This is a genomic window from Actibacterium pelagium, from assembly GCF_002285415.1.
GTDB lineage: Bacteria > Pseudomonadota > Alphaproteobacteria > Rhodobacterales > Rhodobacteraceae > Actibacterium_B > Actibacterium_B pelagium.
Genome location: NZ_NSBU01000007.1, coordinates 596,357 through 620,368, shown reverse-complemented (window position 1 = coordinate 620,368; position 24,012 = coordinate 596,357). Strand labels below are relative to the sequence as shown.

The following is a 24,012-nucleotide window of genomic DNA, read 5'->3' as shown; positions in this document are numbered from 1 at the left end:
GGCTCAGACTTTCACACGTTCTGATTTCGGATCGTAAAGAGGCTTCAACGAGGCCGTCGCCGCAAACCTTTGACCAGCCACTTCAATCTCGAAGCTGGAGGCAAGCAGTTCCTGCACAGTTTCACCCGCACAAGGCACATAGCCCATGCCGACCGCAGCGCCAAGATGATGACCGTAGTTGCCCGATGTCAGATAGCCCACGGTCTTGCCATCCCGCAGAATTGGTTCTGCGTGATACAAAAGCGGTTCGGGGTCGGTCAGCAGGAATTGCACCATGCGTTTCTGCAAGCCTTGCTCTCGTTTGGCCTGAACCGCAGGGCGCCCAATGAACTCGACATCCGTCTTCTTGATCGCAAAGCCAAGGCCCGCTTCCAGAATGTGATCCTCGCTGGAAATGTCGTGACCGAAGTGTCTGAAACCCTTCTCGATCCGGCAACTGTCCATCATGTGTAGCCCGCAAAGCTTGGCATCCATCTCCCGGCCCGCTTCGCGTAGGACCTCGAAAACATGGACGGCCATGTCGGTCGAGACATAAAGCTCCCATCCAAGCTCGCCGACATAGGTCACGCGATGCGCTCGGGCCAGACCCATGCCGATTTCGATGTCTTGGCAAGTTCCGAAGGGGTTGGTTTCATTGGTGAAATCGTTGGGCGAGACCTTTTGTAGAAGGTCACGTGCATTCGGCCCCATAACGCAGATGACCGCCTCTGCCGCGGTCATGTCCGTTATCACAACACGATGGTCACCCACATGACGGCTCAGCCATGTCTCATCCGCCAGACGGGTCGCAGCGGGGGTCACGATCAAATAGGCGGTTTCGGACAGGCGCGTGATGGTGACATCGGCCTCGATCCCGCCGGTTCTGTTCAGAAACTGGCTGTAGACGATCTTGCCCACCGGCACCGACAGGTTGCTGGCAGAGACATAGTTCAAAAACGCTTCGGCATCGGGGCCTTCAACACGGATTTTACCGAAGGAACTCATGTCGTAGATGCCGACGTTTTCACGGATCGCCCTGTGTTCACGTGCCGAGTTCTCGAACCAGTTCTGACGCTTCCAGGAATACTGGTAGGCAGCCTCCTGTCCTTTGTCCGCGAACCAGTTGGCGCGTTCCCAGCCAGCAAGTTCGCCGACCACTGCCCCCTCTGCCTTCAGGGCCTCATGCAGGGGAGAGCGTCGAATGCCCCGCGCAGTGGCCTTTTGGCGGTAAGGGAAGTGGTCGGCGTACAAGAGCCCAAGCGTCTCTTTCGAGCGCTCGAACAAATAGGTTTTGTTGCCCTGGAAGGGCTGCATCCGAGAGATATCGACATCACCCAGATCAAAGGGTTTTTGGCCGCTCTCCATCCATTCTGCCAAGGCCATGCCAGCCCCACCTGCAGATTGAATGCCAATCGAGTTAAACCCGGCCGCGACCCAGACATTGTCCATCTCGGGCGCAAGGCCAAGGTGATAGGCGTCATCGGGGGTAAAGCTTTCGGGGCCGTTGAAGAAGGTATGAATGCCAGTTTCGGCAAGCAGCGGCAGACGATTGACGGCAGCCTCAAGGATCGGCTCAAAGTGGTCGAAATCTTCAGGCAGCTGGTCGAATTCAAAGTCCTCGGGAATTCCGTTCATGCCCCACGGCTTGGCCACGGGTTCGAAGGCGCCAAGCAACAGTTTGCCGGCATCTTCCTTGTAATAAGCGCATTCCTCGGGCACGCGCAGCACCGGAAGCTGGGTCAGGCCCGGGACAGTGTCGGTGACGATGTAGAAATGTTCACAAGCGTGCAAAGGCACGTTCACGCCCATCTTGCGCCCCACCTCATGGCCCCACATGCCAGCGCAGTTCACGACGTGATCGCATTCGATCACGCCTTGGCCCTGATCATTCTCCCATTCGACCGCTGTGATACGGCGGCCGTCCTTACGAAAGCCAGTGACCTTGGTGCGTTCGATGACTTTCGCGCCACGGTTCTTCGCGCCACGCGCAAGGGCCAGCGCGATGTTTGCCGGATCGCCCTGCCCGTCCTTGTCCAGATAGACCGCGGCGGTGGCGTCCTGAACATTGACATGTGGGTGCAGCTTCGCAACCTCTTCAGGGCTGATCTGTTCGACCTCGACCCCAAAGGCCTTCGCCATCGAGGCCTGACGCAAAATCTCTTCTTTCCGCTCTTCGCTCAGCGCAAGTGTGATTGATCCGTTTCGGCGAAATCCGGTGGCTACGCCGGTTTCTTCCTCTAGCTGGCCGTAAAGCTCTTGGCTGTACTTCGCCAAGCGCGTCATGTTCTGCGTCGCCCGCAACTGCGCAATAAGGCCCGCCGCGTGCCAAGTGGTGCCAGAGGTCAGCTGCTTACGCTCCAGCAGAACCACATCGGTCCAACCAAGCTTGGTCAGGTGATAGGCGACAGAACAGCCAATCACGCCCCCACCAACAATAACCACCCGTGCTTTGTTCGGGATATTCATGATGCTACCTTTCAAACCTGCCGTTGCAGCGGAAGGATGTTGAAGTTGTCGTGGAGTTTCTGGTCCAACTCTGCGGGGAACTGGTGCCCGTCCCGACCAAGAATTTCAGAGACTTTGGCGCGGGCCTTTTCCACCAGATTAGGACGACCAGCCAAATCCCATTCCCCCGGCGATTGGCGATCCGCCATGTCGGGATAAATGTATTCCGTCTGCATGATGCCAAGCGTCTGTTCGTGGCCCAGATAGTGCCCCGGCCCGCCCAGACAAACCGCCTTCATGACATCAAGGCCCACCGTGTCTTCGTTCACGTCAATCCCGCGAACACAACGCTGCACCTGACCCAGCAAGTCATTGCCAAGCACAAGCGATTCATGACTAAGCCCAAGAAGCGAGGCATGCATGCCAACAGCCTCGTAGACCATGTTGAGGCCCGAAAGACCCGCCATCACGTTGCTGATTGCCTGCTCCCAGCCAGCTTGCATGTCAGGCATCTTGGAATCCGACATGCCCGCAGCGGCCCCACCCGGAAGCCCATAGAAGTGATGCATCTGCGCGCTTGCGGCCGACAGCAATGCCTGCTCGCCCGAGCCAGAGCTCATGGCGCCCGTGCGTAAGTCACTGACAAAGGGCCATGTGCCGATTATTGCCGGCGCTCCGGGCTGGATCGCGTTGACATAGACAACGCCCGCCAGACACTCGGCAACCGCCTGCACGATCGCAGAGGCGATGGGCGCTGGTGCGGTTGCACCCGCCTGCCCCGCAGACAACAGCAAGACGGGCATCCCGGCGCGAACGCACAACTCCATCACCTGACAGCTTTCCTCTGCAAAGGTCAGCGGCGGCACAACGAAACAGTTGGTGTTCGACACGAATGGACGCGCGCGATACGCGGCCTCGCCCCCTGCGATCTCGTAAAGCAGCTCCAAACAGGGTTGGACGTTTTGAGGGCCTACAAAGCTGGTCCCGATATGCTTGGTAGTTCCGGCGCAAGAGGCGTAGATCGTGTTCATATCCAACGCGAGGTTGTCGGTGATATCCCGCGCCACCAAGGGCCGCTGGAAGAAGTGCACATGCTCTAGCTGCTCAACGATCCGCGCCGCGTCGTAGAGGTCTTGCAAGGTACTGTCGCGATAGCTGCCATCCTGCGTGTCCACGATGCTGATCGCGGCCCCCGCAGTACCGAAATGAACGCGGGAGTCTGACAAATCCAGATCATGTTTCGGATCTCGTCCGGGCAAGGTGACCGACTTTGCAGCCTTGGCCAACATGTCCATGACCAATGCACGTGGGAAACGGATGCGGCCATCATCGCCCAACGTACACCCAGCACCGGTCAGGATCTCCACCCCCGAATCCGGAGCGTTGACCATCCCGATCTGTTCAAGCGCATTCAATGCGGCCTCGTGGATACGTTGGATATCGCTGTCACTCAGAGGTTTGTAGACACCCCCGGTCATCCCCGCCCGCACCGGACGTAATTCTTCAGCCAGCGGAGCCGCACGAAGAGCGACGCGGGCGGCGCGACCGCCTCCTCTGCGTTTGCGTGGTGCATCGGTCATCGCGGTCTCCTTTGGTCTCTAGGCGCGAATACGTGCGTTTTCAGGGTCCCACAGCGGATCGTCACCCTGTACCGTAGCCTTCAGCATTTTGCCGTAAACTTCGACTGCGACTACCGTTCCGGGGGCCGTGCTGCCGATGTCCAGCATGGCCATGGCGATGGCTTTCTCAACGCGATATCCATAGGCCGAGGACAGAACCTCGCCCACGCGTTCGCCGTCTTTGAAAACCGCGGCCATATATGGCGCGTCCTGTTCGTCAGGATCGACGACCAGCGCAACCATACGTTTTGTAAGGCCCGCTTTTTCTTGGGCAATCAGCGCTGCCTTGCCGGGAAAATCCTGCGGCTTTTGCAGACGCACAAAGCGGCCAAGATTGGTTTCAAACAGCGAGTAGTCCGTCGACAGGTCACCCTTCCACGTCAGATAGCCTTTCTCGATCCGCATCGCGTTCAATGCGTACATCCCGAAGGGTGTCGCGCCAGCGTCGCGGATCGCCGCATAGACCTCTGCCGCGTCGGCGGTGTCTACATGGACCTCCCACCCCAATTCCCCAACGAATGAGACGCGCGCCAGCATCGCTGGTTTTCCTGCAACGGTGGCCTGCTGATGTGTCAGCCAGCCAAGGCTCAAGTCAGCATCAGAAATCCCCCCGAACAAATCGCGCGATTTCGGCCCGGTGACCAGCATCGTAGTGACGGATTTCGTAATGTCCTTCAGGGTCAGACCATCTGGCAAACTACGCGACAGGATTTCGAAATCGTGCCACTGGGCGACGGCTGCGGTCATCAGGGTGAAGTCATCCTCTCCATGACGAATACAGGACATCTCGGTCAGCACCCTACCGCGCTGATCTGCGATATAGATCAGGTTCATCCGGCCGACTTTCGGCAGTGCCCCGGCAATAGTACAACGCAGCCATTCCGCCGCACCGTCACCCGACAGAGTGTAGCGAGAGAACCCGCACATATCGATGACACCAACGCCATCGCGGATCGCTTCGACCTCTTCGCGCACTCGGGGTTCCCACGGACCGCTACGGTCCCAGGTATGGGTTGCCTCTTCGCTGGTATCATCGCTGCCCTTGGCGAACCAATTTGCGCGCTCCCACCCGCTATAGGCCCCCATCTGCGCACCATCCGCAATTAGACGGTCGTGGTTCGGAGAGGTCTTTTTGTTCCGCTCAGCCGGCCATTCATGATGCGGAAAGTGCATCGCGTATTCGTGGCCATAGGTCTCTAGCGCCTTGCCAAGATGGTATTGCTGGTCAGTGTAATCGGTGTAGCGACGCGGGTCGGTCGACCACATGTCCCACTCGGTATAACCGTGCATGATCCATTCAGACATGACCTTGCCAGCGCCACCACCCTGCGCGATGCCAAAGGTGAAGCTGTGCGCCTCGAACGCGTTTGGAACGCCGGGCATCGGGCCGATCATCGGCAACCCGTCGGGGGCATAGGGGATGGGGCCGTTAATGTTGCGTGACACGCCTTGGGTGCCAAGCAGCGGCACACGCTCCATCGCGTCCATGATGTACCATTCCAGACGGTCCAAATCGTCAGGATAAAGCTGGAAGCTAAAGTCATCGGGCATCGGGTCGCTGCTGGTGACCCAAGCGGCCTGACAGTTCCGCTCATACGGGCCAAGATTCAGGCTGTAGGTGTCTTGCCGCAGGTAATAGGACGTATCCACATCACGCAGCATCGGCACCTTGCGGCCATGTTCTTTGGTCCACGCTTCGATCTCTGGGATGGCTTCGGTCAGGAAATACTGATGGCTCATCACCGTCAGGGGCACCTTGCGGCCACCGTGCGGCAAGAACCAGTCCCCCACCCGCGCAGCATAGTAACCCGCTGCGTTCACAACGTAATCGCAACGGATATCACCCTTTTCGGTGTGCACCACCCATTCGCCATTCTCGCGGCTGACACCGGTCGCGGGTGTAAAGCGCGCGATCTTGGCGCCATGTGCCCGCGCACCTTTGGCCAGCGCCTGCGTGACCTGCGAGGGGTCGATGTCCCCATCTAATGGATCCCACAGACCACCTTCCAGATCATGGGTCTCCATGAATGGCATGTGCTGCTGCAGCTCATCCGGCGTGCAAATGTCCATCTGCAGCCCCATATGGGCGGCCATGCCGCGCACGCGATCGAACTCCATCATCCGTTCGTGGGTGTGGGCCAGTCTAACCGCGCCGGTGACGTGATAGTTGATCGGATAATCAACCTCTTCGGCCAGATTGCGATACAGTTCCAGCCCGTAGCGCTGCATGTTCATCACGCCGTAGCTGGTCGAAAAGTTCGGGCAGTTCCCCGCCGCGTGCCAAGTGGACCCGGCAGTCAGTTCGTTTTTCTCTAGCAGGACGCAGTCGGACCATCCGGCTTTGGCAAGGTGGTACAGCGTCGAAACACCGACGATCCCTCCCCCGATGATGACGACCCGTGCAGTGGATGGAAGCGACATGACAAGCCTCTTAATAAATCGGTGGAGAAATGACCCAGACCGAAACGGCCGGGACGTCATAGGGGTTGGCCCAACGGAAGGCGGCTTCCTTGATGCGGAAACTGTCACCGGCTTCGACGGTAAAGGGTTCACCTTCGATCCAGATATCCAGCTTCCCCGAGATCAGGTAACCGACCTCGGTCGTGGGGCGCTTGACCGTGTGTTCGATGGACGACCCCGGGTTGAAGGTCGAATGGATAACCTCGAAATCATCAGTCAGGTCAGGCGAGATCAAGGTTTCGATCAACCCGCTTTCACGTTCTCCAATAGCCCGGCGGGCCGAGGCGCGGACGATCTGCCCCTGCTCGTTCACAGCCGCAGTCGCAGTTCCAAAAAACAGCGATAGCGGCACATCGAAAACACCTGCGATCTGGCGTAGGTCGTCCATCGTCGGGGTCGAGATATCGCGCTCGACCTGAGAGACCCACCCCACAGAGCGATCCAATCGCTGTGCGAGCTCATCAAGCGTCATCTTCCGCGACTTCCGCAGCGCCCGGATGTCTTTGCCTAGCGTGGCTGGAAAGGTCGTCACAGACCCCATCGACTCACCCCTAATGAAAAACGTCCTGAAATTTTCACACGAGTCTGTGAAATTTCAAAACGTTTTTTCACGAAGCCGGTTAGTTTTAGATCAAGCCCGCGTCGCGCCGTAGTACAACTGGCTGACGTGCTCGGCTTCGGCGAAGAACAACCAGCGTTCCGTTGCGACGCCCCACCCGGCGGCAAGGGCCGCAATCAGATAGAGAACCGCCGCGCCACCCGGGGCGAAGACCGCGATAAGAACCGCAACAATCGGAACCGCGAACAGCGCGATGGCCGACAGACGGCGCAGACGAGAGGCATGCTTGCGCGCCACCTGATAGCCCATTTCACGCATCACGAAATTCGGCTTGGTGTGGGGCGGATCCAGCGGACGGACAGAGCCACCCTGCCCGCCAAGGCCGGTTGCCATTGCGGTCGTGTACTGACCCGGGTCGGCATCAATCTGGCGCCAATAGGCAAGCTTGGCGACACCCGCGATCACCAGCGAGACCAGAGTGATCACCCCGATCCATTGGGCCGAAGCGCCAAACAACGACATCAATACAGCCAGTAGAAGCGCCCCCGTTGCCCCGGAAAGCGCTAGGTAGACGACAGGTGTCAGCCCCTTGTTCCACTGCCGGATGGTACGCAAAGAGCCATAAATCATGCCTGTGCAATAGACCGTTGCAACCGCCCCTATTGCCGAAAGCAACGCCAACAGTTTGGTCACACCTGTGTCAGCCCCGATCAACCAGATCAGCGCCAGCAGGCCTGCCGGTGCATAGGTCGCAACCGCGGCCACGCCCTCGCGCGACAGCCAAGAAGACCGCCATTGCGAAAACGCCCCGATGGCGCGTTCGGGATGACCTAGGTGCATGGTCGAGGACAACAGACCGACAGTGATCAGCGCCAGCGCTAGTGCGATAGCGACGAAAGCCATCGCGCCGCCCGGCAAACGCCCTGCCAGATGGGCAAGAGACAGCCAGAACAACAGGCCGTAACCCGCGCCAGATGAGGTTGTGAAAACGATAACGGAATAGGCTGGATGCATCTTGGGACCTCTTACCGCGACAGGGCTTTGTCAGCCCAAGCAAACAGTTTTTCCAACCGCGACCCATCCGGGGCGGCGGGTTCCTCGGCTACGGGGGCAGCCTGAACACTGTTGATGCGTGGGGGCAGATATTTGTTCACCGGCTTGTAGCCGAATTCGTCAAGCAGGTTGAATCCGTCGCGCTCGGCCACGGACTTGGAAACGTCGCTGTCCGGATCACCAAGGTCCCCGAAGGCGCGGGCACCGGTTGGGCAAGCGCGGACACAGGCCGGGACGCGGTCTTCTTCGGGGATGTTCTCGTTGTAGATCCGGTCGACGCATAGGGTGCATTTCTTCATTACCCCATCGTCATAGTCGTATTCCCGAGCCCCATAAGGACAGGCCCAAGAGCAAAGCTTGCAGCCGATACAGGTGTCCGGATTGACCAGAACGATACCGTCTTCCTCGCGCTTATAGGACGCGCCGGTTGGGCAAACGGTTACGCAATCAGGCTCTTCGCAGTGGAGGCAGGATCTTGGGAAATGAACCGTTTTAGAAACGCCCTCGGCCGTTGTGGCCTCGAACGAATGAATACGGTTCAACCAAGCGCCAGAAGGGTCCGCGCCATAGGGATCATGATCCGACAAGGGCGCACTGTAGCCGCTGGTGTTCCACTCTTTACAGCTGGTCGCACAGGCGTGGCAGCCGACGCAAATGTCCAGATCAATGACAAGGCCAAGCTTCTTGTCTGTCTTTTCAGGAAGGCAGGTCATTGGGCTTTCCTCCGGAACTCTGCGCCGAAGGCGACTTTGGTTGGCGACGGTTCCTGCATGCCGGTTCCGACGGGTTCAAAGAAGGGCTCTGTTTTCTCGTCGCCATCGGCTTTCTCGATGGACACGCGCAGGTCGAACCACGCGGCCTGCCCCGTGATCGGGTCCGAGTTCGAATAGCGATAGCCGCCCCCACCCGCTGGCAACAGCTCCGAGATCAGGTGGTTCAGCAGGAAACCCTGATTACTTTCCGGCGCATCGTCGCTAAGCCCCCAAGCCCCACGACGTTTGCCGATAGCGTTCCATGTCCAAACCGTGTGCGGGTTCACCCCGTCCATTAGCTTGACCTGACATTTGACGCGCCCCTGATGCGAGCTGAGCCAGACCCAGTCGTCATCCTTCGCTCCGATCTGCTCTCCTACCGAGGTGTGGATATACAGCCGGTTCTGCGCCGTGATCTGCCGCAGCCACGCGTTCTGCGATCCCCACGAATGGTACATGTGCATGGGACGCTGCGTGATCGCATGCAACGCGAACTTGGACGTATCGACCATCGCCCCTTCCATGGGCTCGTACCAGAACGGCAGCGGGTCGAAGTACTTCTGAATGCGCTCGCGCGCCCGATCAGGCGGCTGGCGGTCTCCGTGGCCTTCCGCAGCCAGCCGGAACCTTTGCACCGGCTCTGAATAGAGCTGGAAAATGGTGGCGTCGGGCGTCAGGCGAATGCCCTTCTTGATCCCCCAGTCCAGATAGCCACGGTTCGCATGCCGGAAATACGCGTGTTCGGGATCAAAGCGCTGCTCCCAGAACGACCCGTTCTCGATGTAGCGCTTCAGCTGGTCAGGGTTCTTGTCACCGACACCATATTCGGTGCCGTCCTTCCCTCGGAACCCGGCTAGGGGACCGACACCCGGCTTACGCTCGTGGTTGACCATGTAGTCCGGATATCCACCGGGATAAAGCGGCGCACCCGCATCATCGACAAAACCGGGAAGACCCAGACGCGCGCCAAGGTCGATCAGCACGGTTTGGAACCCGCGCACGTCACGGTCGGGCTCGACCACCGGATAGCGGATTGAGTCCGCCAGAATCTCGGGCTCGGAAATCGGGCGATCCAGCAGCGAAATACAATCGTAGCGTTCTAGATAGGTCGTGTCGGGCAGGATCAGGTCGGCAAAGGGCACCGTTTCAGAGTAATAGGCGTCCGAATAGATGATCTTGGGGATCACATAGTCGCCGTTCTCATCCGTCTTGGTCAGCGCATCAATCGTGCCCGGCGTGTTCATCGAACTGTTCCACGCCATGTTGGCCATATACATGAACAGCACGTCGATCCCGTAAGGGTCTTTCTCGGCGGCGTTGTTGATGACCATGTGCATCAGCCCGTGCGCCGACATCGGCGCGTCCCAGCTAAAGCCCTTGTCCAGCCGGTTCGGCCCGCCCTCTTCGTCTAGCAGCAGATGATGCGGCCCATGTGGGAAGCCCAGATGAGGACCGCCAAGAGGCATCTCTGGCTTGATGTCGCCAGAAGCACCGTGAGGCAGCAAATTAGGGGGTGTTTGCTTGGGATACGGCGGCTTGTAACGGAAGCCCCCGGGGCAATCGATCGACCCCAGAAGGATCTGCAGGATGTGGATCATCCGGCAGGTCTGGAACCCGTTGGAATGGGCCGAAATCCCGCGCATTGCATGCATCGAGATGGGACGCCCGATCAGCTTGTCGTGCTTGCGGCCCCAGGCGTCGGTCCACTCACGCTGGATGATGACTTCTTCCTCGAAGGCAACATGGGCTAGCTCTGCCGCAATCTTGCGGATTTGAGTTGCTGGCACACCTGTGCGCTCTTCAACGGCTTCCGGGGAATATTCGTCACCCAGATAGCGTTCTGCCATCAACTCGAACACCGTCCGCGCCGTCCGCCCATCAGGCAGGGTGCGCGTTCCGGTTAGGGACGCGGACAGGTCGCTGATCTTGCCGCTTCCAAAGCCACCTGCCTCGTTCGACCAGACCAACGGGTCGCCATCGTCGTTACGTGCGAACAAGCCATGATCTTCTGCCCCCGGGTCCTGAATGACCAGCCAAGGCGAATTCGTGTAGCGGATCAGATAGTCCAGATCGATCTGCTGCATTCGGAACAGTTCGTGGATCAACGCCCCAACGAACAACGCATCCGTGCCCGGACGAATTCCGATCCACTCATCCGCAACCGCGTTATAGCCGGTGCGTACCGGGTTCACAGAGACGAACTTGGCCCCACGCTTCTTGATCTTACCGATACCCTTCTTGATCGGGTTAGAGGCATGGTCTTCGGCAACACCAAACAACATGAAGTACTTCGTGTAATCCCAATCAGGATCACCAAATTCCCAGAAAGCGCCACCGAAGGTGTACAACCCACCTGCAGCCATATTGACCGAACAGAACCCACCATGCGCGGCGAAATTCGGCGTGCCGTATTTCATCGCCCAAAGCCCGGTCAAAGACTGGCTTTGATCGCGCCCTGTAAAAAAGGCCAAACGCTTGGGATCGGTCTTGCGCACCTTACCCAGCCATTCAGTGGCCAGTTCCAGTGCTTCGTCCCACGAAATCTCTTCGAACTGGCCAGAGCCGCGCGGTCCCACCCGTTTCATCGGGGCCCGCAAACGAGCCGGTGAATAATGCTGCATGATGCCCGAGGCACCCTTGCCGCAGATCACACCCTTGTTCACCGGATGGTTCCGATTGCCTTCGATATAGCTGACTTTGCCATCGCGAAGGTGCACGTCGATGCCGCAGCGACAGGCGCACATGTAACAGGTTGTCTGGCGGACCTCGTCCGAAACTTTCGGGGACGTTTCGACGATTGGTTTTGTTTGCGCCATGTACTGAAATCCTTCCTCGCTCTATCCGCTTTACCTTAGTTCGACCCGCTATGTAAGCGCTTACACGATTTGTGCCCGTTTATCTGTCAGAAATCGCAACCCAGTCGCGTTTTTCGGGACCATTGTAGAGCGTCAGGGGCCGGATCAGGATATTTCCGCGCTGCTGCTCGATGCATTGGATGACCCATCCGGGCATCCGGCCAATGGCAAAGATCGGGACGTACAGGTCCATCGGGATGCCGTGCAACTGATAGATAACGCCCGAATAGAAATCGACGTTCACGTTCAGCCCGTGACGCGAATACGGCTTCATCGCCTCTACAACAGCCTGCAAGATCTCATACCACTCGGGCGCGCCCATCTCCTGACCCAGTTTGCGGACACCTTCACGCATGTGACGCGCGCGCGGGTCTTCGGCGCGATAAACGCGGTGGCCAAAACCGGTGACAGCCTCGCGGTTCTTGCGTTTGGCTTTCACGTATTCGGCCGCGTTTTCGGGTTTGCCGATCTCGTGGACCATCTTCATGACGTCCTCTGCCGCGCCGCCATGGGCAGGACCGGCCAGGGTCGACAGCGCCGTCACGATTGCCCCGTGCAGATTGGCCTCGGTGCCCACCGTGACCCGCGCCGCGAAGCTAGAGGCATTGGCCCCATGTTCGGCGTGCAATATGAAATCCACGTCGGCAAGGCGCGCAGCATCTTCGGATGGCTTTTCACCCTTCAGCATCCACAGCCAGTTGGCAGCGTGGCTTAGGCTGGCATCAGGTGCGACCGGATCACGGCCATTGCGCAGCGCTTCGTGCGCCGCGATAAGCGTGGGCACCTGAGCGGTCAGTTTCAAACCGTTTTCGACAAAGGCCTCTTCCCCGACCTGCAGGCTGCCTGCATCCAAAGCCGCCATAGCAGACACGGCGGTGCGCAGAACGTCCATCGGATGACCGTCCTTGCAGGCTTCAATCACTGACAACACCTGATCGGGCACACAGCGATATCCCCGCAGCTTGGCGTCGAATTCGGCCAGTTGGTTGGCGGTTGGCAGCTCTCCGTGGATCAGAAGATAGCAAACCTCTTCAAAGGTCGCGTGGGTCGCCAGATCGTGGATCGAGTAGCCGCGATAGATAAGCTCTCCCTTCGCGCCGTTGATATCAGAGACACCGGATCGCTCGAAATAAACACCCTTCAGGCCACGGTTGATCTTGACGGTCTCGGTCATGGGTGTCTCCTTGCAGGTAGAAGGGAATTCAACATGTCGGTTTTGAACAGTGCATATGAACAAGCCCGCGCCAAACAGGCACGGGTTGTGTTTCCGGAACTTGAGGATGCGCGCGTTGCCGAGGCAACTGATCGGATGCGTGACGAAGGCCTATGCCAGCCTGTCGGTCTGGCCGACGTGTCAGAGGCCCAGGTTGCCGCTTTGATTGCCGCACGAGGCCTGAAAGAGCCTGTCGCACGACGCATGTTGACGAAACCCCTGTATCGCGCGGCCGCGATGGTGGCTGCAGGCGAGGCCGACGCGATGGTTGCGGGCGCAGATAGCCCAACCCGGCGCGTGATCGAAGCGGCGTCGATCGGGATCGGTCTTGCTGATGGGGTCGCCCTTCCCTCGTCGTTCTTTCTGATGGTGTTCCCTGACGGGCGCGAAATGGTCTTTGCAGATTGCGCGGTGAACGTGGACCCGGACGCAGAGGCTTTGGCAGCAATCGCGCGGGCGTCAGAGGCCTCGGCCAAAGCCTTACTGGGCTCTGCACGGGTGGCGATGCTGTCCTTCTCAACCGGCACCAGCGGCGCCGGCGACAGTGTGGACCGGGTGCGCGCGGCGGTGAACGAAACCGGCTTTCTTGGCCCAATCCAAGCCGATGCAGCACTGAACCCGCGCATCGCGGCAGCCAAAGGCATGGGCGACGGCGACGCCAACGTGTTAATCTTCCCATCGCTGGACGCGGGCAACATCGGGTACAAATTGGCGCAAGAATTGGCCGGCGCCAAGGCAATCGGCCCATTCCTGCAGGGTTTCGCCCGCCCGGTCTGCGACCTTAGCCGCGGCGCCACGGTGGATGACATCGTCGATGCAACGGCTGTGGCGATCGCTATGGGATAAATGGAACCGGCCTGATCAGTCATTCATCAGTCTCAAGGCATCCGTGGCGATCATCTTCTCTTCTTCAGCCTTGATCACCCAAATCGCAATTTTCGAGCTTTTCGCGTGAAGGCGCGGCCCATTTCGGTGATTGGCATCGGGGTCCATGCGCGCGCCGATCCATTCCAGCCCTCGTAGGATTCGGGCGCGCACGCCGATGGCGTTTTCACCAATCCCGCCAGTAAAGGCGATGGCATCCAAACCTTCGAGCGCAGAGATCAGCGACCCCGCATGACGAAGGGACCAATAGCAGAAATGCTCGATAGCAAAGGCACTGTCAGCCGATTGATCCAGCATCAGCTTGCGCATGTCCGACTTGCCGCCGGACAGGCCCAAAAGACCGCTTTCATGGTTCAGGATCGCCTTGGTCCGCTCTAACCCGTTTTCCTCGACCAGTTTCAAAACAGCATTGGCATCAATCCCACCAGAGCGGGTACCCATGGTCAGACCATCAAGCGGCGAATAGCCCATGGTGGTCGCAATCGACTTTCCATTCTTGATCGCGCAAAGCGAAGCACCATTTCCAAGGTGAAAGGCCAGCAAGCGCGACGGCAGCTTTTCTTTCGAAACCACGGGCAGGCTCTCGGTCAGCGACGCGTAGCTGAGCCCGTGAAATCCATAGCGCCGAATGCCCTGAGTTTCCTGCATCCGAGGGATGGCAAAGCGCGTCGCAACCTCGGGGTTGGTCGCATGGAAAGAGGTATCAAAGCTGGCGAACTGCGGCAGATCCGGCGCGGCTTCGGCTAGGGCCAGAATGGCCGCCAAGTTATGAGGGTTGTGCAACGGGGCCAGCGGAGAACAGGCGGCGATCTCTGTCGTGACCTCTGGCGTGATCCGTACAGGACGGGTCAGATGGCGCCCACCATGCACAACGCGATGTGCGGCGGCAGCCAATTCTGTCGGTTTCACCCCGCGCTTTTCCAGCGCCTTCAGTATTCCGGTAAGGGCTGCACGATGATCAATGAACGGCGTCGCCTGTTTCTCATCATCAATTTGCAGAAAGCCACCGCCACCGATTTCGGCGGCGATGCCTGATAGCTTTTCGTTCAACTTTGCATCGAACAGAGCAAATTTGATCGAGGACGAGCCCGCGTTCAGAACGAGGATATCGCCCCCAACCGTCATTTAGCCGACCTGCTGTGGGCGCATGTCGTCCGGGTTGATCCCCGCGACGGCCACCGGCGCCTTCATGGCGTCGCGGCGGAAGGGTTCACCCAGTTCCTGGTTCAGCATGACCTCTAGGAAGGTGGTTTTGCCCTCTTCCATCTGCGCCTTGATCGCTTTGTTCAGGGCATCGGTCAGCTCTTCCATGCCATAGACCGCCACGCCTTCAATGCCGCAGGACTTGGCGATACCAGCATAGCTGACCTCTTGCGCAAGCTCGGTACCCACGAAGTTATCGTCGAACCAAAGCGTGGTGTTCCGCTTTTCCGCACCCCACTGATAGTTGCGGAAGATCACCATAGTGATCGCGGGCCAGTCGTCGCGGCTGATCGAGACCATTTCGTTCATCGAGATACCGAACGCACCGTCCCCAGCGAAACCAACAACCGGCGTATCCGGGCAAGCGACCTTGGCCCCGCAAATCGCCGGGAAGCCATAACCACAGGGGCCAAAAAGACCGGGTGCCAAGTACTTACGGCCCGTTTCAAAGGTCGGATAGGCATTACCGATTGCGCAGTTATTGCCGATATCAGACGAGATGATTGCCTCTTTCGGCAAGGCCGACTGAATTGCGCGCCAAGCCATACGGGGCGACATCTTTTCGGGCTCGCGGTCGCGGGCACGCTCGTTCCAGGTGGTGCCCGGATCGTCGTCTTCGTGGTCCATCGACGTCAGTTCCTGCGCCCATGCGGACTTGGTGGTCGCGATGGTTGCCTTGCGATCAGCGCGGCCTGCGTCACCCGCCTCGTCGGTCAGTTGCGCCAAAATTCCTTGTGCGACTTTCTTCGCATCACCCACGATGCCAACCGAGACCTTCTTGGTCAGGCCAATGCGATCAGGGTTGATGTCGACCTGAATGATCTTGGCGTTGGCGGGCCAGTAATCGATGCCATAACCCGGCAAGGTCGAGAACGGGTTCAGACGCGTACCAAGCGCCAGTACGACGTCGGCCTTCGCGATCAGCTCCATCCCTGCCTTCGAGCCGTTATAACCCAAGGGACCGGCGAACAGCGGGTGCGACCCCGGGAACGCGTCATTGTGCTGGTAGCCGCAGCAAACCGGAGCATCGAGACGCTCTGCCAATGCCATCGAGTCCGCAATTGCGCCACCGATCACGACACCCGCGCCATTCAGGATCACGGGGAATTTGGCTTCGGACAGCAGCTTTGCTGCTTCAGCCACAGCGGCCTCGCCGCCAGAGGGGCGTTCAAATTCGACCACCGCCGGCAGGTCAATATCAACAACCTGAGTCCAGTAGTCGCGCGGTACGTTGATCTGCGCCGGTGCGCTGGCACGCTTGGCCTGCAGGATCACGCGGTTCAGAACCTCGGCGATCCGCGATGGGTCACGAACCTCTTCCTGATAGGCAACCATGTCTTCGAACAGTTTCATCTGCTCGACTTCTTGGAACCCGCCCTGCCCGATGGTCTTGTTCGCCGCCTGCGGGGTGACCAACAGCAGCGGTGTGTGGTTCCAGTACGCCGTTTTCACCGGGGTCACGAAGTTGGTGATGCCCGGACCATTCTGGGCCACCATCATCGACATCTTCCCCGAAGCGCGGGTGAACCCGTCGGCCATCATGCCGGCGTTACACTCGTGCGCGCAGTCAAAAAACTTGATGCCTGCAACCGGGAACAAATCCGAAATCGGCATCATCGCCGACCCGATAATGCCAAACGCATGGTCGATCCCATGCATCTGTAGAACCTTCACGAAGGCTTCTTCGGTGGTCATCTTCATAAAGCTTCTCCTGAATCGCTAGAACCCCGTTCTTCGGGATTGATTTGAACGGGTTTTATTCCCTCTGGCTATACTTGGTTTAGGGCCAGATTGCAGACAGCGATAGGGCCAGTTGAATTTAGTGCCGACTTTGGCAAAAAAACTGCCAATTGGACCTAAAAATCAGTAAAATTCTGAACGCTTCGGTGCTTATTTTCTATGCATCAAAAGACCGGATACCCGCCGCAATCAACTGTCCAACTTCAACTTTCCCGACTTTGAGAACGTCAATCGATTGGCAGACCACTTGGAACCTTCTCTGGCTTGCCCAAACGGCCATTCAGCGCCCCATCGTCTGTTAACGCCTCAAGAAAAGAAAGGATGGCCTTCACTTCCACGTCCAGAAGACCCACCGGTTGGATGTCGTACTTGGCTTTGATCCGCGATATCTCTCTTTGATCTTCCCAAATCACAAAATCCGTAGCCGCGAACGCCGGATCAGGAGGCAACTGAACCTGTTCTCGGCTCCATGTCTTGAAAGAGCCTTCCGGGTCCAAATGGTGTCGCACCGTCGCCTCCAGGGTCCCAAAGGCCCCGTTGTGCCCCCACGGGCCAGTCAGCGTCACGTTTCGAAGCGACGGCGTCCGAAACCGGTAGGCATCCTCTAGCTGGTCCGTCTCGGACATCCGCCCCACATCGCGGGCATAAGGGTCAAACTTCCGCACACGCCCCGGCCCGAATGGCGGAACCGCCAGTGCATGAAATTGCTGATCTGTCAGCAGCGGGCCAGAATGGCAGGTAGAGCAGTTGGCCTTGCCATAAAATAACTCCATCCCCTGCGTTTGCTGATCCGTCAGCGCATCAATATCTCCGTTCAGATAGGCATCAAATGGGCTGGCTGTTGATCGCCACTCGCTGCTTTGGAAATCATCCAAGGCGTTGGCAATATGCACCGCCGTGATATCAGCCTGCACTTCGATGTCGGGATATGCAGTGACGAACAAGTCCACATATTCGGGCACCGCAGCTACTCGCGCGACCAAGGCAGGCCATACATTGTCGATACGTCTGTTCGCAGCGGCAGCAACTTCATTTTCCTCGCGCGATCCGGCCATTTCGACCTCGGACGTCAAGGGCATCAGCGCCTGTGCGGCGACAATACTTTGCAGACCCTCCGGCAACCATTCCTCGACCGGAGTGTTGAAACCAACACCATAGCTGTCTTGCGACGTCACACGCCCATCGTGGAACATCACCGAGATCGACTTGTGCCCCAGATTGAACAGCGCCGGAGAGTTGCGGGGCACCCGCTTGAACGGTTTGTCTGCGCCATCAGCAAAGCGCCGTTTGTGGCCGACACCAATGCCGCCTTCCCCGATCCCAAGCGGTAAACCATCCGAAGTTCCGTGTTCAATTGCATGGCAAGTCGAACAGGAAATATTGCGGTTGCCCGACAAAATCTTATCATAAAACAGAAGTTGCCCCAGCTTTGCCCGAACCGGATCAAACGGACGATAATCGCTGTCTCGGATCGGATCAGGAAGCTCTACCGCATAAGCTTGGGGAACCGACAAAAACAGGCTTGCCAGAAACAGGGATCCGGTCGCGATGTTCGTCAGATTTTTCCGCAGCTTATGTCTGTGCATAACAGTAACTATTGCGCCCTCTGCCAGCTTTTCCAATAGCGCATTGGAGGAAGCGCGCGATTTAATGGAAACCGATCAGTACGAAGCCGCGATGGAGGCGCTTTGGCCCCTCGCACGGTCGGGAAATGCGGATGCGGAAGAATTGATCGGCGTGATGTACGCCATGGGCTTGGGGGTCGAGCAAGATTATGAACGCGCCTTCGAATGGTACCTGCGGTCTTCGATGAAAGGTCACCCCGGCGCACAGTCCGGGGTTGGCTGGTACTACGAAGTTGGGCTGGGCATGCCCGCGCCCGACTTGGTGCGCGCCTACATGTGGTACGTTTTGTCCGCAATCGGGGGCGACCCGGATGCAGCAATCAGCCAAGAAGAAATCATCAAGAAGATGACCCCGGAAGAGATTGATCGGGCCATCGTGTTGGTCAAAGATTACCAGGCGTGGCTTTACCCCTTCCGAGAGTGACCGAGCATGACTGGCCCTTATGGACGCGGTCATCGAGGCCCAATCAATCCTGAAACAACGTGAAGCCGCCTTAGAGGCGGGTTTTGGAAGTTATCCCCAATTCTTTTGTGTTTTTAAAAAGTTGCGCGGCGTTTCCCCTTACGCATACTACAAGAAAGACAGCTTGATTGCGGGGCCACCCAATGACAGCGACTTACAATGATCAAGACGAGACTACGCGCAACGCACTGCGACTTTCACGCGATGCGGTGATCCAAAGCCTTGGGCCAAGGCTGACAGTATATCCTTCCAACGAAGAAATGATTGAGGCCTTCGCAAAGGCCATTTTTGATGACTATGTAGCGACGCTTGATGCGGGACGGACTCACTTTGTTGCCATCGTGCCGGTCGGCCCGGTGGGCCAGTACCCGCTTCTAGCAAAGCTCTGCCAAGGCGCTGGCGTTTCCCTTCGCAAAATGACGTTGATCGTGATGGACGAGTATCTGACGGACGAAGGCGCTTGGATCGACGATAGTGACCCGCTTAGTTTTCGGGGCCATATTGAACGGAACCTTCTCGCCAACTTGGCGCCGGACGATCAGCCTGAAGTCATCATTCCCGATCCCCGAAACCCAAAATCCGTCCAAAAGCGGATAGAGGCCTTTGGCGGCGTCGACATCACTTATGCAGGCGTCGGCATAACGGGGCACCTTGCCTTCAACGAACCGATGGAAGGTGTGACAGATGCTGCCTACTTCGCAACTCTGCCAACGCGGGTCGTGCCCCTGCTTCGCGAAACGCGCTTGATCAACTCTGTCACTGCGGCACGCGGCAACGTTGCCCGCATTCCCAGACTTGCTGTTACCGTTGGCATGCGGGAAATTCTATCTGCGCGCAAACTGCATCTGTTCATGAACCGATCTTGGCAAAGCGCGGCGATCCGGCGACTGGCATTCGGGCCTGTCACTCCCGCATTTCCCGCATCGCTGGTTCAAAACCACGCAGATTGGCAAATCTCGGCTGTGTCACATGTCCTTGAAACACCAGAACCGGAGCTTGCATGAAGTTGCTGACGCATCTTGACGACGTGGGCATGTCAGCCGGATCCGTCGAGGCTTGGTCCACCTTGTCTAAGGTAGGGGTCGTGAAATCAGCCTCGACGATGGTGCCCTGCCCTTACTATCTCATGGCCCGCGACCACTGGCAGGACAACCCCGATCAGGACATGGGGGTTCACATCACGCTGACATCTGAATGGTCAAACTATCGGTGGCGCCCGATGACCGGGCAACTTGGCGGGCTAGTCGACGAGGAAGGTTTTTTCCACCGCCGCCCTGAACAGGTATTGGAAAGTGCGGATCCGCTGGCTGTTGCAGATGAAATGGCGGCCCAAGTCGAGCGCGTCATTTCTGACGGCCTGCGCCCGACACATCTGGATGCTCATATGGGAGCCGCCTTGCTGGAACCATTTGTTTGGTCATTGTTTGATCTGGGCAAAAAGTTTGGCATCCCGGTGCTGACCTGCAAGACTTTAGACCCGCTGGTTAACAGTGTGCGGGTGCCCGATTTTGATCCGGGCTTTCTGTCAGAACTAAAACAGGAGGCAGAGCACTTGGGGTGGCCCGTGTTTGACAATTTCATCATCGGATTTTGCCCTGATGACCAGCCAATCGAACTACATGTCAAACAACTGATCGAAACGGCTTCGGTAGGGTTGTTATACTATGCCCTGCACGCCGATACGGCCCAAGGCATGGATCTCTTCGCCCCACATCACAGCAAGCCGCGGCGCAAGGAGTTTGAATTTTTCTCAAACCCGGAAAGCCAACAGGTAATCGACCAACTTGATATCGAACTTGTCAGTTGGACCGAATTGGCCTGAATAGAAAAAGGCCCCGACAACACCGAGGCCTTTGACTGTCTCATTCAGCAAGACCTATTTAATAGCCATGCCGTTCATACTGTCGATCTTGGCTTCAGCATCTGCCGAAGCAGCGATCAGAGCGTCGATAACTTCCGATCCACCGCGAACGTTCGAACGGAACCAGTCGTATACAGGCGCTGCTGCGTCTTTGAACGCGGTCTTTTGCTCGACGGTCGGAACATAGATGTTTCCGCCGCCTTCAACAAAGTCCTGATAGGCTTGGATCGCTTTGCGCTTTGGAGAGGCAAAAGTTGCCTGCTGAAGTGCGTAGAAGCCATTGTTGACGACGTGCTGCAGATCGGCCGGAAGGCTTTGGATCTTTTCGTTGTTCATCCACCACAAGGCCCCCATGTAGGCGTGGCCATCGAGCGTGATATACTGCAGGCCCGCTTCGGGGAATTTCATACCCATGATATCGGTGATGCCATTCTTCGAACCTTCAACCACACCCGTCTGGAACGAGGTGAACAGTTCAGGCCACGGGATCGGGGTCGGCGATGCACCAAGTGCCTTCACCAGTTCCTGCGGAAGGTCCGCAACAACGGTCCGGATCTTCAGACCAGCGATATCTGCCGGCTCACGAACAACACGTTTGGTGTTAGCAAAGTTGCGCCAGCCACCGGTGTTACCGATGGTCATCAAGCGGATCGCCCCGCCTGAATCTTCCAGCGCTTTGGCGCGCAGAAGATTCACGAAATCGCCACCGCGCAGCACCTCTTCGGCAACACGATCGTCGCGCATCAGGTACGGCAGGTCGAAGACTTGGATATAGGGGAAGATACCCGCGCCACCGCTGGAAGTGGTCATGGCAACGTCGATGGTACCGTCGGCAACCGACTGAAGACACTCTGCCCCGTTAGCGCAGAACTGGGTGCCTGCGAAGACTTCCACCGAAATCGCGCCGTTAGAGGCCGCTTCTACGAAGTCTTTGAAAACAACGATGCCGTCGTAGTCTTCGTCATTGATGTTCGAGCCGACCTGAACCCGCAGGTTATAGTCAGCCGCAACTGCCGGAACGGCAATCGCCGCAACCGCCAGTGTGGTCAGTAGTTTCTTAAACATGTGCTCCTCCTTGTTGATCTTTTGTATTTTCGATTACCACTCGACGAACCCGAAGAACGACGGGACCGCCAGTGAAATGGCCGGGATATAGGTGATCATGAAGATCACAATGATCTCGACCAGCAAGAATGGCAGAATTGTACGCGCAATGGACTGGACCTTCTCGCCGCTCACCGCACTGGCGACAAATAAGACAAGCCCCATCGGCGGTGTCGCAAGCCCTACGGTCAGATTGACGCTCATAATGATGGCGAAGTGGATCGGGTGAATGCCCAGATCAATAAAGATCGGCGCCAGGATCGGACCAAGAATGATGATTGCCGGTCCCGCGTCCAGAAACATGCCCACGATAAACAAAACGAGGTTGATTAAGAACAACAGCAAGAGCGGGTTCGAGGTCAGCCCCAGAACGAATTCAGCCATGTTTTCAGGTAGGTGGCTGAGGGCCACGATCACCTTGAACGCAATCGCCGCGCCGACCAGAAGCAGCACGGTGGATGAGGTGATCGCCGCACGCATCAGAACACTGGGAAGCGCCTTCAATGTCAGCGAACGAAGTACGAAGAACGAGATCAGGAAAGCATAGGCCACGGCCACGGCGGCGGCTTCTGTTGGCGTAAAGACACCACCCAAGATCCCGCCCAAGATAAGGACCGGGGTTTGAAGAGGCAGCGCAGCACGTTTACAAACAGATCGAAACTCTGGCGACACCGCCCGACGCATCAACAGCGCTGCGACATGAGATCCGACTAGCGCGGCACCAGCGTAAAGAAGTTTGGTTGTCCCGGGTGTCTCTTCCGTGACCGGAGCGAAGGCATAGATTAAGGCGGTCAGGTTCAGACGGACCAACAGGAACGACAGCCAGTATTCGACAAAGGACAGCGGCTCTGGGTTCAGTTCCACTTTGTGGGCTGCAGGCAGCTCATATTTGTCGGCCAGAAGGCGTACAGCCAGCATAAGACCGACACCGACCAGAATGCCCGGAACGATGCCACCAAGGAACAGCGCGGCAACACTTTCACCCATCACGAAGGCGTAAATGATCATGATGCCCGACGGTGGGATGATCGGGCCAATGACAGATGAAGCCGCAGTAATGGCGGCGGCAAAGCGACGGGAATATCCTTCCTTCTCCATCGCAGGGATCAACATTGATCCAAGCGCGGAAGTGTCGGCAACCGCAGAGCCCGAGAGACCGGCAAACAAGATCGAAGACAGGATGTTAACCTGCGCCAGACCACCCCTTAGATGACCCATAAGAGCCTGACTGAAAGCAACCAGACGCATGGTAATACCACCACGATTCATCAACTCACCCGCGAGCATGAAGAATGGGATCGCCATCAGAGGGAAGCTATCCATCCCGTTGTAAACATTACGGTAAAGCAGGTTCCAGTCACGTGTCGTGTCCGTGACCCACATCAGGATGCCCGGGCTGGCAAGCATTGCAAAGAAGATTGGCGTGCCGATCAGGATGAAAACCAGGAATAGAGGCAGAAACCAGACTAGCATAATCTTACTCCGCACTCATGACTGTTTGATCCGGGACGTCCCCGTAATCGACATCGCTGAACAACATGTGCAGGTTCTTCAGCAACATCTCTATGTTGACCAGCACCAGTCCGACAAAGCCGACGTAGACCGACATGTACATCCATGCCAGCTTCAACCGGATCGGCTCTTCCCCAATGATTTGCAGGGGAATTTTCAACGAACTGGAGTTGAACAGCCACCCAGATTTGATGTGTTTCAGTCCGAGTTGAAGCGCGACCACCAGAACCGCAAGAGACAAGAGAAGAATGAACAGGTTCAGGATCAATCCGCTGCGCCGTCCTAGAAGGTCACTGAAGGTATCAATCGCTACAAAGCCGCCCCAACGATACGCCGAGGGCGCCATTAACCCTGTCATCCAAAGCATCAGAAACCGTGCAGCCTCATCAGGCCAAGGCAACGCACTGTTGAGAACGTAGCGCATGAAAACTTGAAGCAAGATAATCAGCACCATCAGCCCAATCGCAGCGGTCGCAATATACCTTCCAGCCCGTAAAAGGTAGGTCAGCACAAACTCTAACGGTTTGATAACAAGATGCATTTTGGCGCACCTTTCTGTTGGTTTCCTCCCAGAGTGCCAAGTCTTTTGCCGGCATCACGTAGATGGACCTTGGAAAATTAAACCTATCCACGCAAGTCGGGGCGAATGGGAGCAACCCACACAGACGTTGATTATGGCGGACA

General features: G+C 57.6%; 19 protein-coding genes. 5 read left to right on the top strand and 14 right to left on the bottom strand.

Annotated elements, in window-relative coordinates:
* Nucleotides 1–3: 3 nt before the first annotated feature.
* The 8 genes from CLM58_RS11955 to CLM58_RS11920 all read right to left on the bottom strand — a co-directional run bounded on the left by CLM58_RS11955 (nt 4) and on the right by CLM58_RS11920 (nt 12,896).
* Nucleotides 4–2,445, bottom strand: coding sequence for a GcvT family protein (locus CLM58_RS11955; protein WP_373286775.1), 2,442 nt, complete (start codon nt 2,443–2,445; stop codon nt 4–6).
* Between the two features lie 11 nt (nt 2,446–2,456).
* Complete coding sequence (locus CLM58_RS11950; RefSeq protein WP_095596144.1) at nt 2,457–4,004, bottom strand: trimethylamine methyltransferase family protein; 1,548 nt, start codon at nt 4,002–4,004, stop codon at nt 2,457–2,459.
* Between the two features lie 18 nt (nt 4,005–4,022).
* Entirely contained in the window at nt 4,023–6,464 is a 2,442-nt protein-coding gene (locus tag CLM58_RS11945; protein ID WP_095596143.1) for a GcvT family protein, read from the bottom strand.
* Between the two features lie 10 nt (nt 6,465–6,474).
* On the bottom strand, nt 6,475–7,044 hold the full coding sequence (locus tag CLM58_RS11940) for a helix-turn-helix domain-containing protein (protein WP_095596142.1): 570 nt from the start codon (nt 7,042–7,044) through the stop codon (nt 6,475–6,477).
* A gap of 90 nt (nt 7,045–7,134) precedes the next feature.
* Nucleotides 7,135–8,076 (bottom strand): dimethyl sulfoxide reductase anchor subunit family protein, encoded by a 942-nt coding sequence (locus CLM58_RS11935; protein WP_095596141.1) that lies wholly within the window; start codon nt 8,074–8,076, stop codon nt 7,135–7,137.
* An 11-nt stretch (nt 8,077–8,087) separates the two neighbouring features.
* Nucleotides 8,088–8,828 carry a 4Fe-4S dicluster domain-containing protein gene (locus tag CLM58_RS11930; protein WP_095596140.1) on the bottom strand — a complete coding sequence of 247 codons (741 nt, stop codon included), beginning with the start codon at nt 8,826–8,828 and terminating at the stop codon, nt 8,088–8,090.
* Nucleotides 8,825–11,683 (bottom strand): molybdopterin oxidoreductase family protein, encoded by a 2,859-nt coding sequence (locus CLM58_RS11925; protein WP_095596139.1) that lies wholly within the window; start codon nt 11,681–11,683, stop codon nt 8,825–8,827. Before CLM58_RS11925 ends, CLM58_RS11930 begins: the two co-directional genes overlap by 4 nt.
* A gap of 79 nt (nt 11,684–11,762) precedes the next feature.
* Nucleotides 11,763–12,896, bottom strand: coding sequence for a citrate/2-methylcitrate synthase (locus CLM58_RS11920; RefSeq protein ID WP_095596138.1), 1,134 nt, complete (start codon nt 12,894–12,896; stop codon nt 11,763–11,765).
* Nucleotides 12,897–12,929: 33 nt separating this feature from the next.
* Here CLM58_RS11920 and CLM58_RS11915 point away from each other — a divergent pair, with 33 nt between their 5' ends.
* Nucleotides 12,930–13,781: a phosphate acyltransferase gene (locus tag CLM58_RS11915; protein WP_095596137.1), complete on the top strand. Its 852-nt coding sequence runs from the start codon at nt 12,930–12,932 to the stop codon at nt 13,779–13,781.
* 15 nt (nt 13,782–13,796) lie between these two features.
* On the opposite strand, the gene CLM58_RS11910 is transcribed toward CLM58_RS11915, so the two are convergent.
* The 3 genes from CLM58_RS11910 to CLM58_RS11900 all read right to left on the bottom strand — a co-directional run bounded on the left by CLM58_RS11910 (nt 13,797) and on the right by CLM58_RS11900 (nt 18,349).
* The gene (locus tag CLM58_RS11910) at nt 13,797–14,945 is read right to left on the bottom strand and encodes an acetate/propionate family kinase (protein WP_095596136.1); all 1,149 of its coding nucleotides are present in this window, start codon (nt 14,943–14,945) and stop codon (nt 13,797–13,799) included.
* Complete coding sequence (xsc, locus tag CLM58_RS11905) at nt 14,946–16,724, bottom strand: sulfoacetaldehyde acetyltransferase (RefSeq protein ID WP_095596135.1); 1,779 nt, start codon at nt 16,722–16,724, stop codon at nt 14,946–14,948.
* 266 nt (nt 16,725–16,990) lie between these two features.
* The gene (locus CLM58_RS11900; protein ID WP_095596134.1) at nt 16,991–18,349 is read right to left on the bottom strand and encodes a cytochrome-c peroxidase; all 1,359 of its coding nucleotides are present in this window, start codon (nt 18,347–18,349) and stop codon (nt 16,991–16,993) included.
* Between the two features lie 64 nt (nt 18,350–18,413).
* On the opposite strand from CLM58_RS11900, the gene CLM58_RS11895 reads away from it, so the two are divergent.
* From CLM58_RS11895 to CLM58_RS11885, 4 genes are read left to right on the top strand one after another with little or no spacing between them, the layout of a single operon-like run.
* Nucleotides 18,414–18,812 (top strand): tetratricopeptide repeat protein, encoded by a 399-nt coding sequence (locus CLM58_RS11895; protein ID WP_229666108.1) that lies wholly within the window; start codon nt 18,414–18,416, stop codon nt 18,810–18,812.
* Between the two features lie 19 nt (nt 18,813–18,831).
* The gene (locus CLM58_RS17180) at nt 18,832–19,014 is read left to right on the top strand and encodes a hypothetical protein (RefSeq protein ID WP_158221905.1); all 183 of its coding nucleotides are present in this window, start codon (nt 18,832–18,834) and stop codon (nt 19,012–19,014) included.
* Complete coding sequence (locus CLM58_RS11890; protein ID WP_095596132.1) at nt 18,995–19,855, top strand: sugar phosphate isomerase family; 861 nt, start codon at nt 18,995–18,997, stop codon at nt 19,853–19,855. Before CLM58_RS17180 ends, CLM58_RS11890 begins: the two co-directional genes overlap by 20 nt.
* On the top strand, nt 19,852–20,673 hold the full coding sequence (locus tag CLM58_RS11885; RefSeq protein ID WP_095596131.1) for a ChbG/HpnK family deacetylase: 822 nt from the start codon (nt 19,852–19,854) through the stop codon (nt 20,671–20,673). Before CLM58_RS11890 ends, CLM58_RS11885 begins: the two co-directional genes overlap by 4 nt.
* A gap of 54 nt (nt 20,674–20,727) precedes the next feature.
* Here CLM58_RS11885 and CLM58_RS11880 read toward each other — a convergent pair whose 3' ends face one another.
* The 3 genes from CLM58_RS11880 to CLM58_RS11870 are packed head-to-tail and all read right to left on the bottom strand — an operon-like array spanning nt 20,728 to nt 23,869.
* Nucleotides 20,728–21,777 (bottom strand): TRAP transporter substrate-binding protein, encoded by a 1,050-nt coding sequence (locus CLM58_RS11880; RefSeq protein ID WP_095596130.1) that lies wholly within the window; start codon nt 21,775–21,777, stop codon nt 20,728–20,730.
* A 33-nt stretch (nt 21,778–21,810) separates the two neighbouring features.
* Complete coding sequence (locus tag CLM58_RS11875; RefSeq protein WP_095596129.1) at nt 21,811–23,289, bottom strand: TRAP transporter large permease; 1,479 nt, start codon at nt 23,287–23,289, stop codon at nt 21,811–21,813.
* Nucleotides 23,290–23,293: 4 nt separating this feature from the next.
* On the bottom strand, nt 23,294–23,869 hold the full coding sequence (locus CLM58_RS11870) for a TRAP transporter small permease (protein WP_095596128.1): 576 nt from the start codon (nt 23,867–23,869) through the stop codon (nt 23,294–23,296).
* Nucleotides 23,870–24,012: the final 143 nt, after the last annotated feature.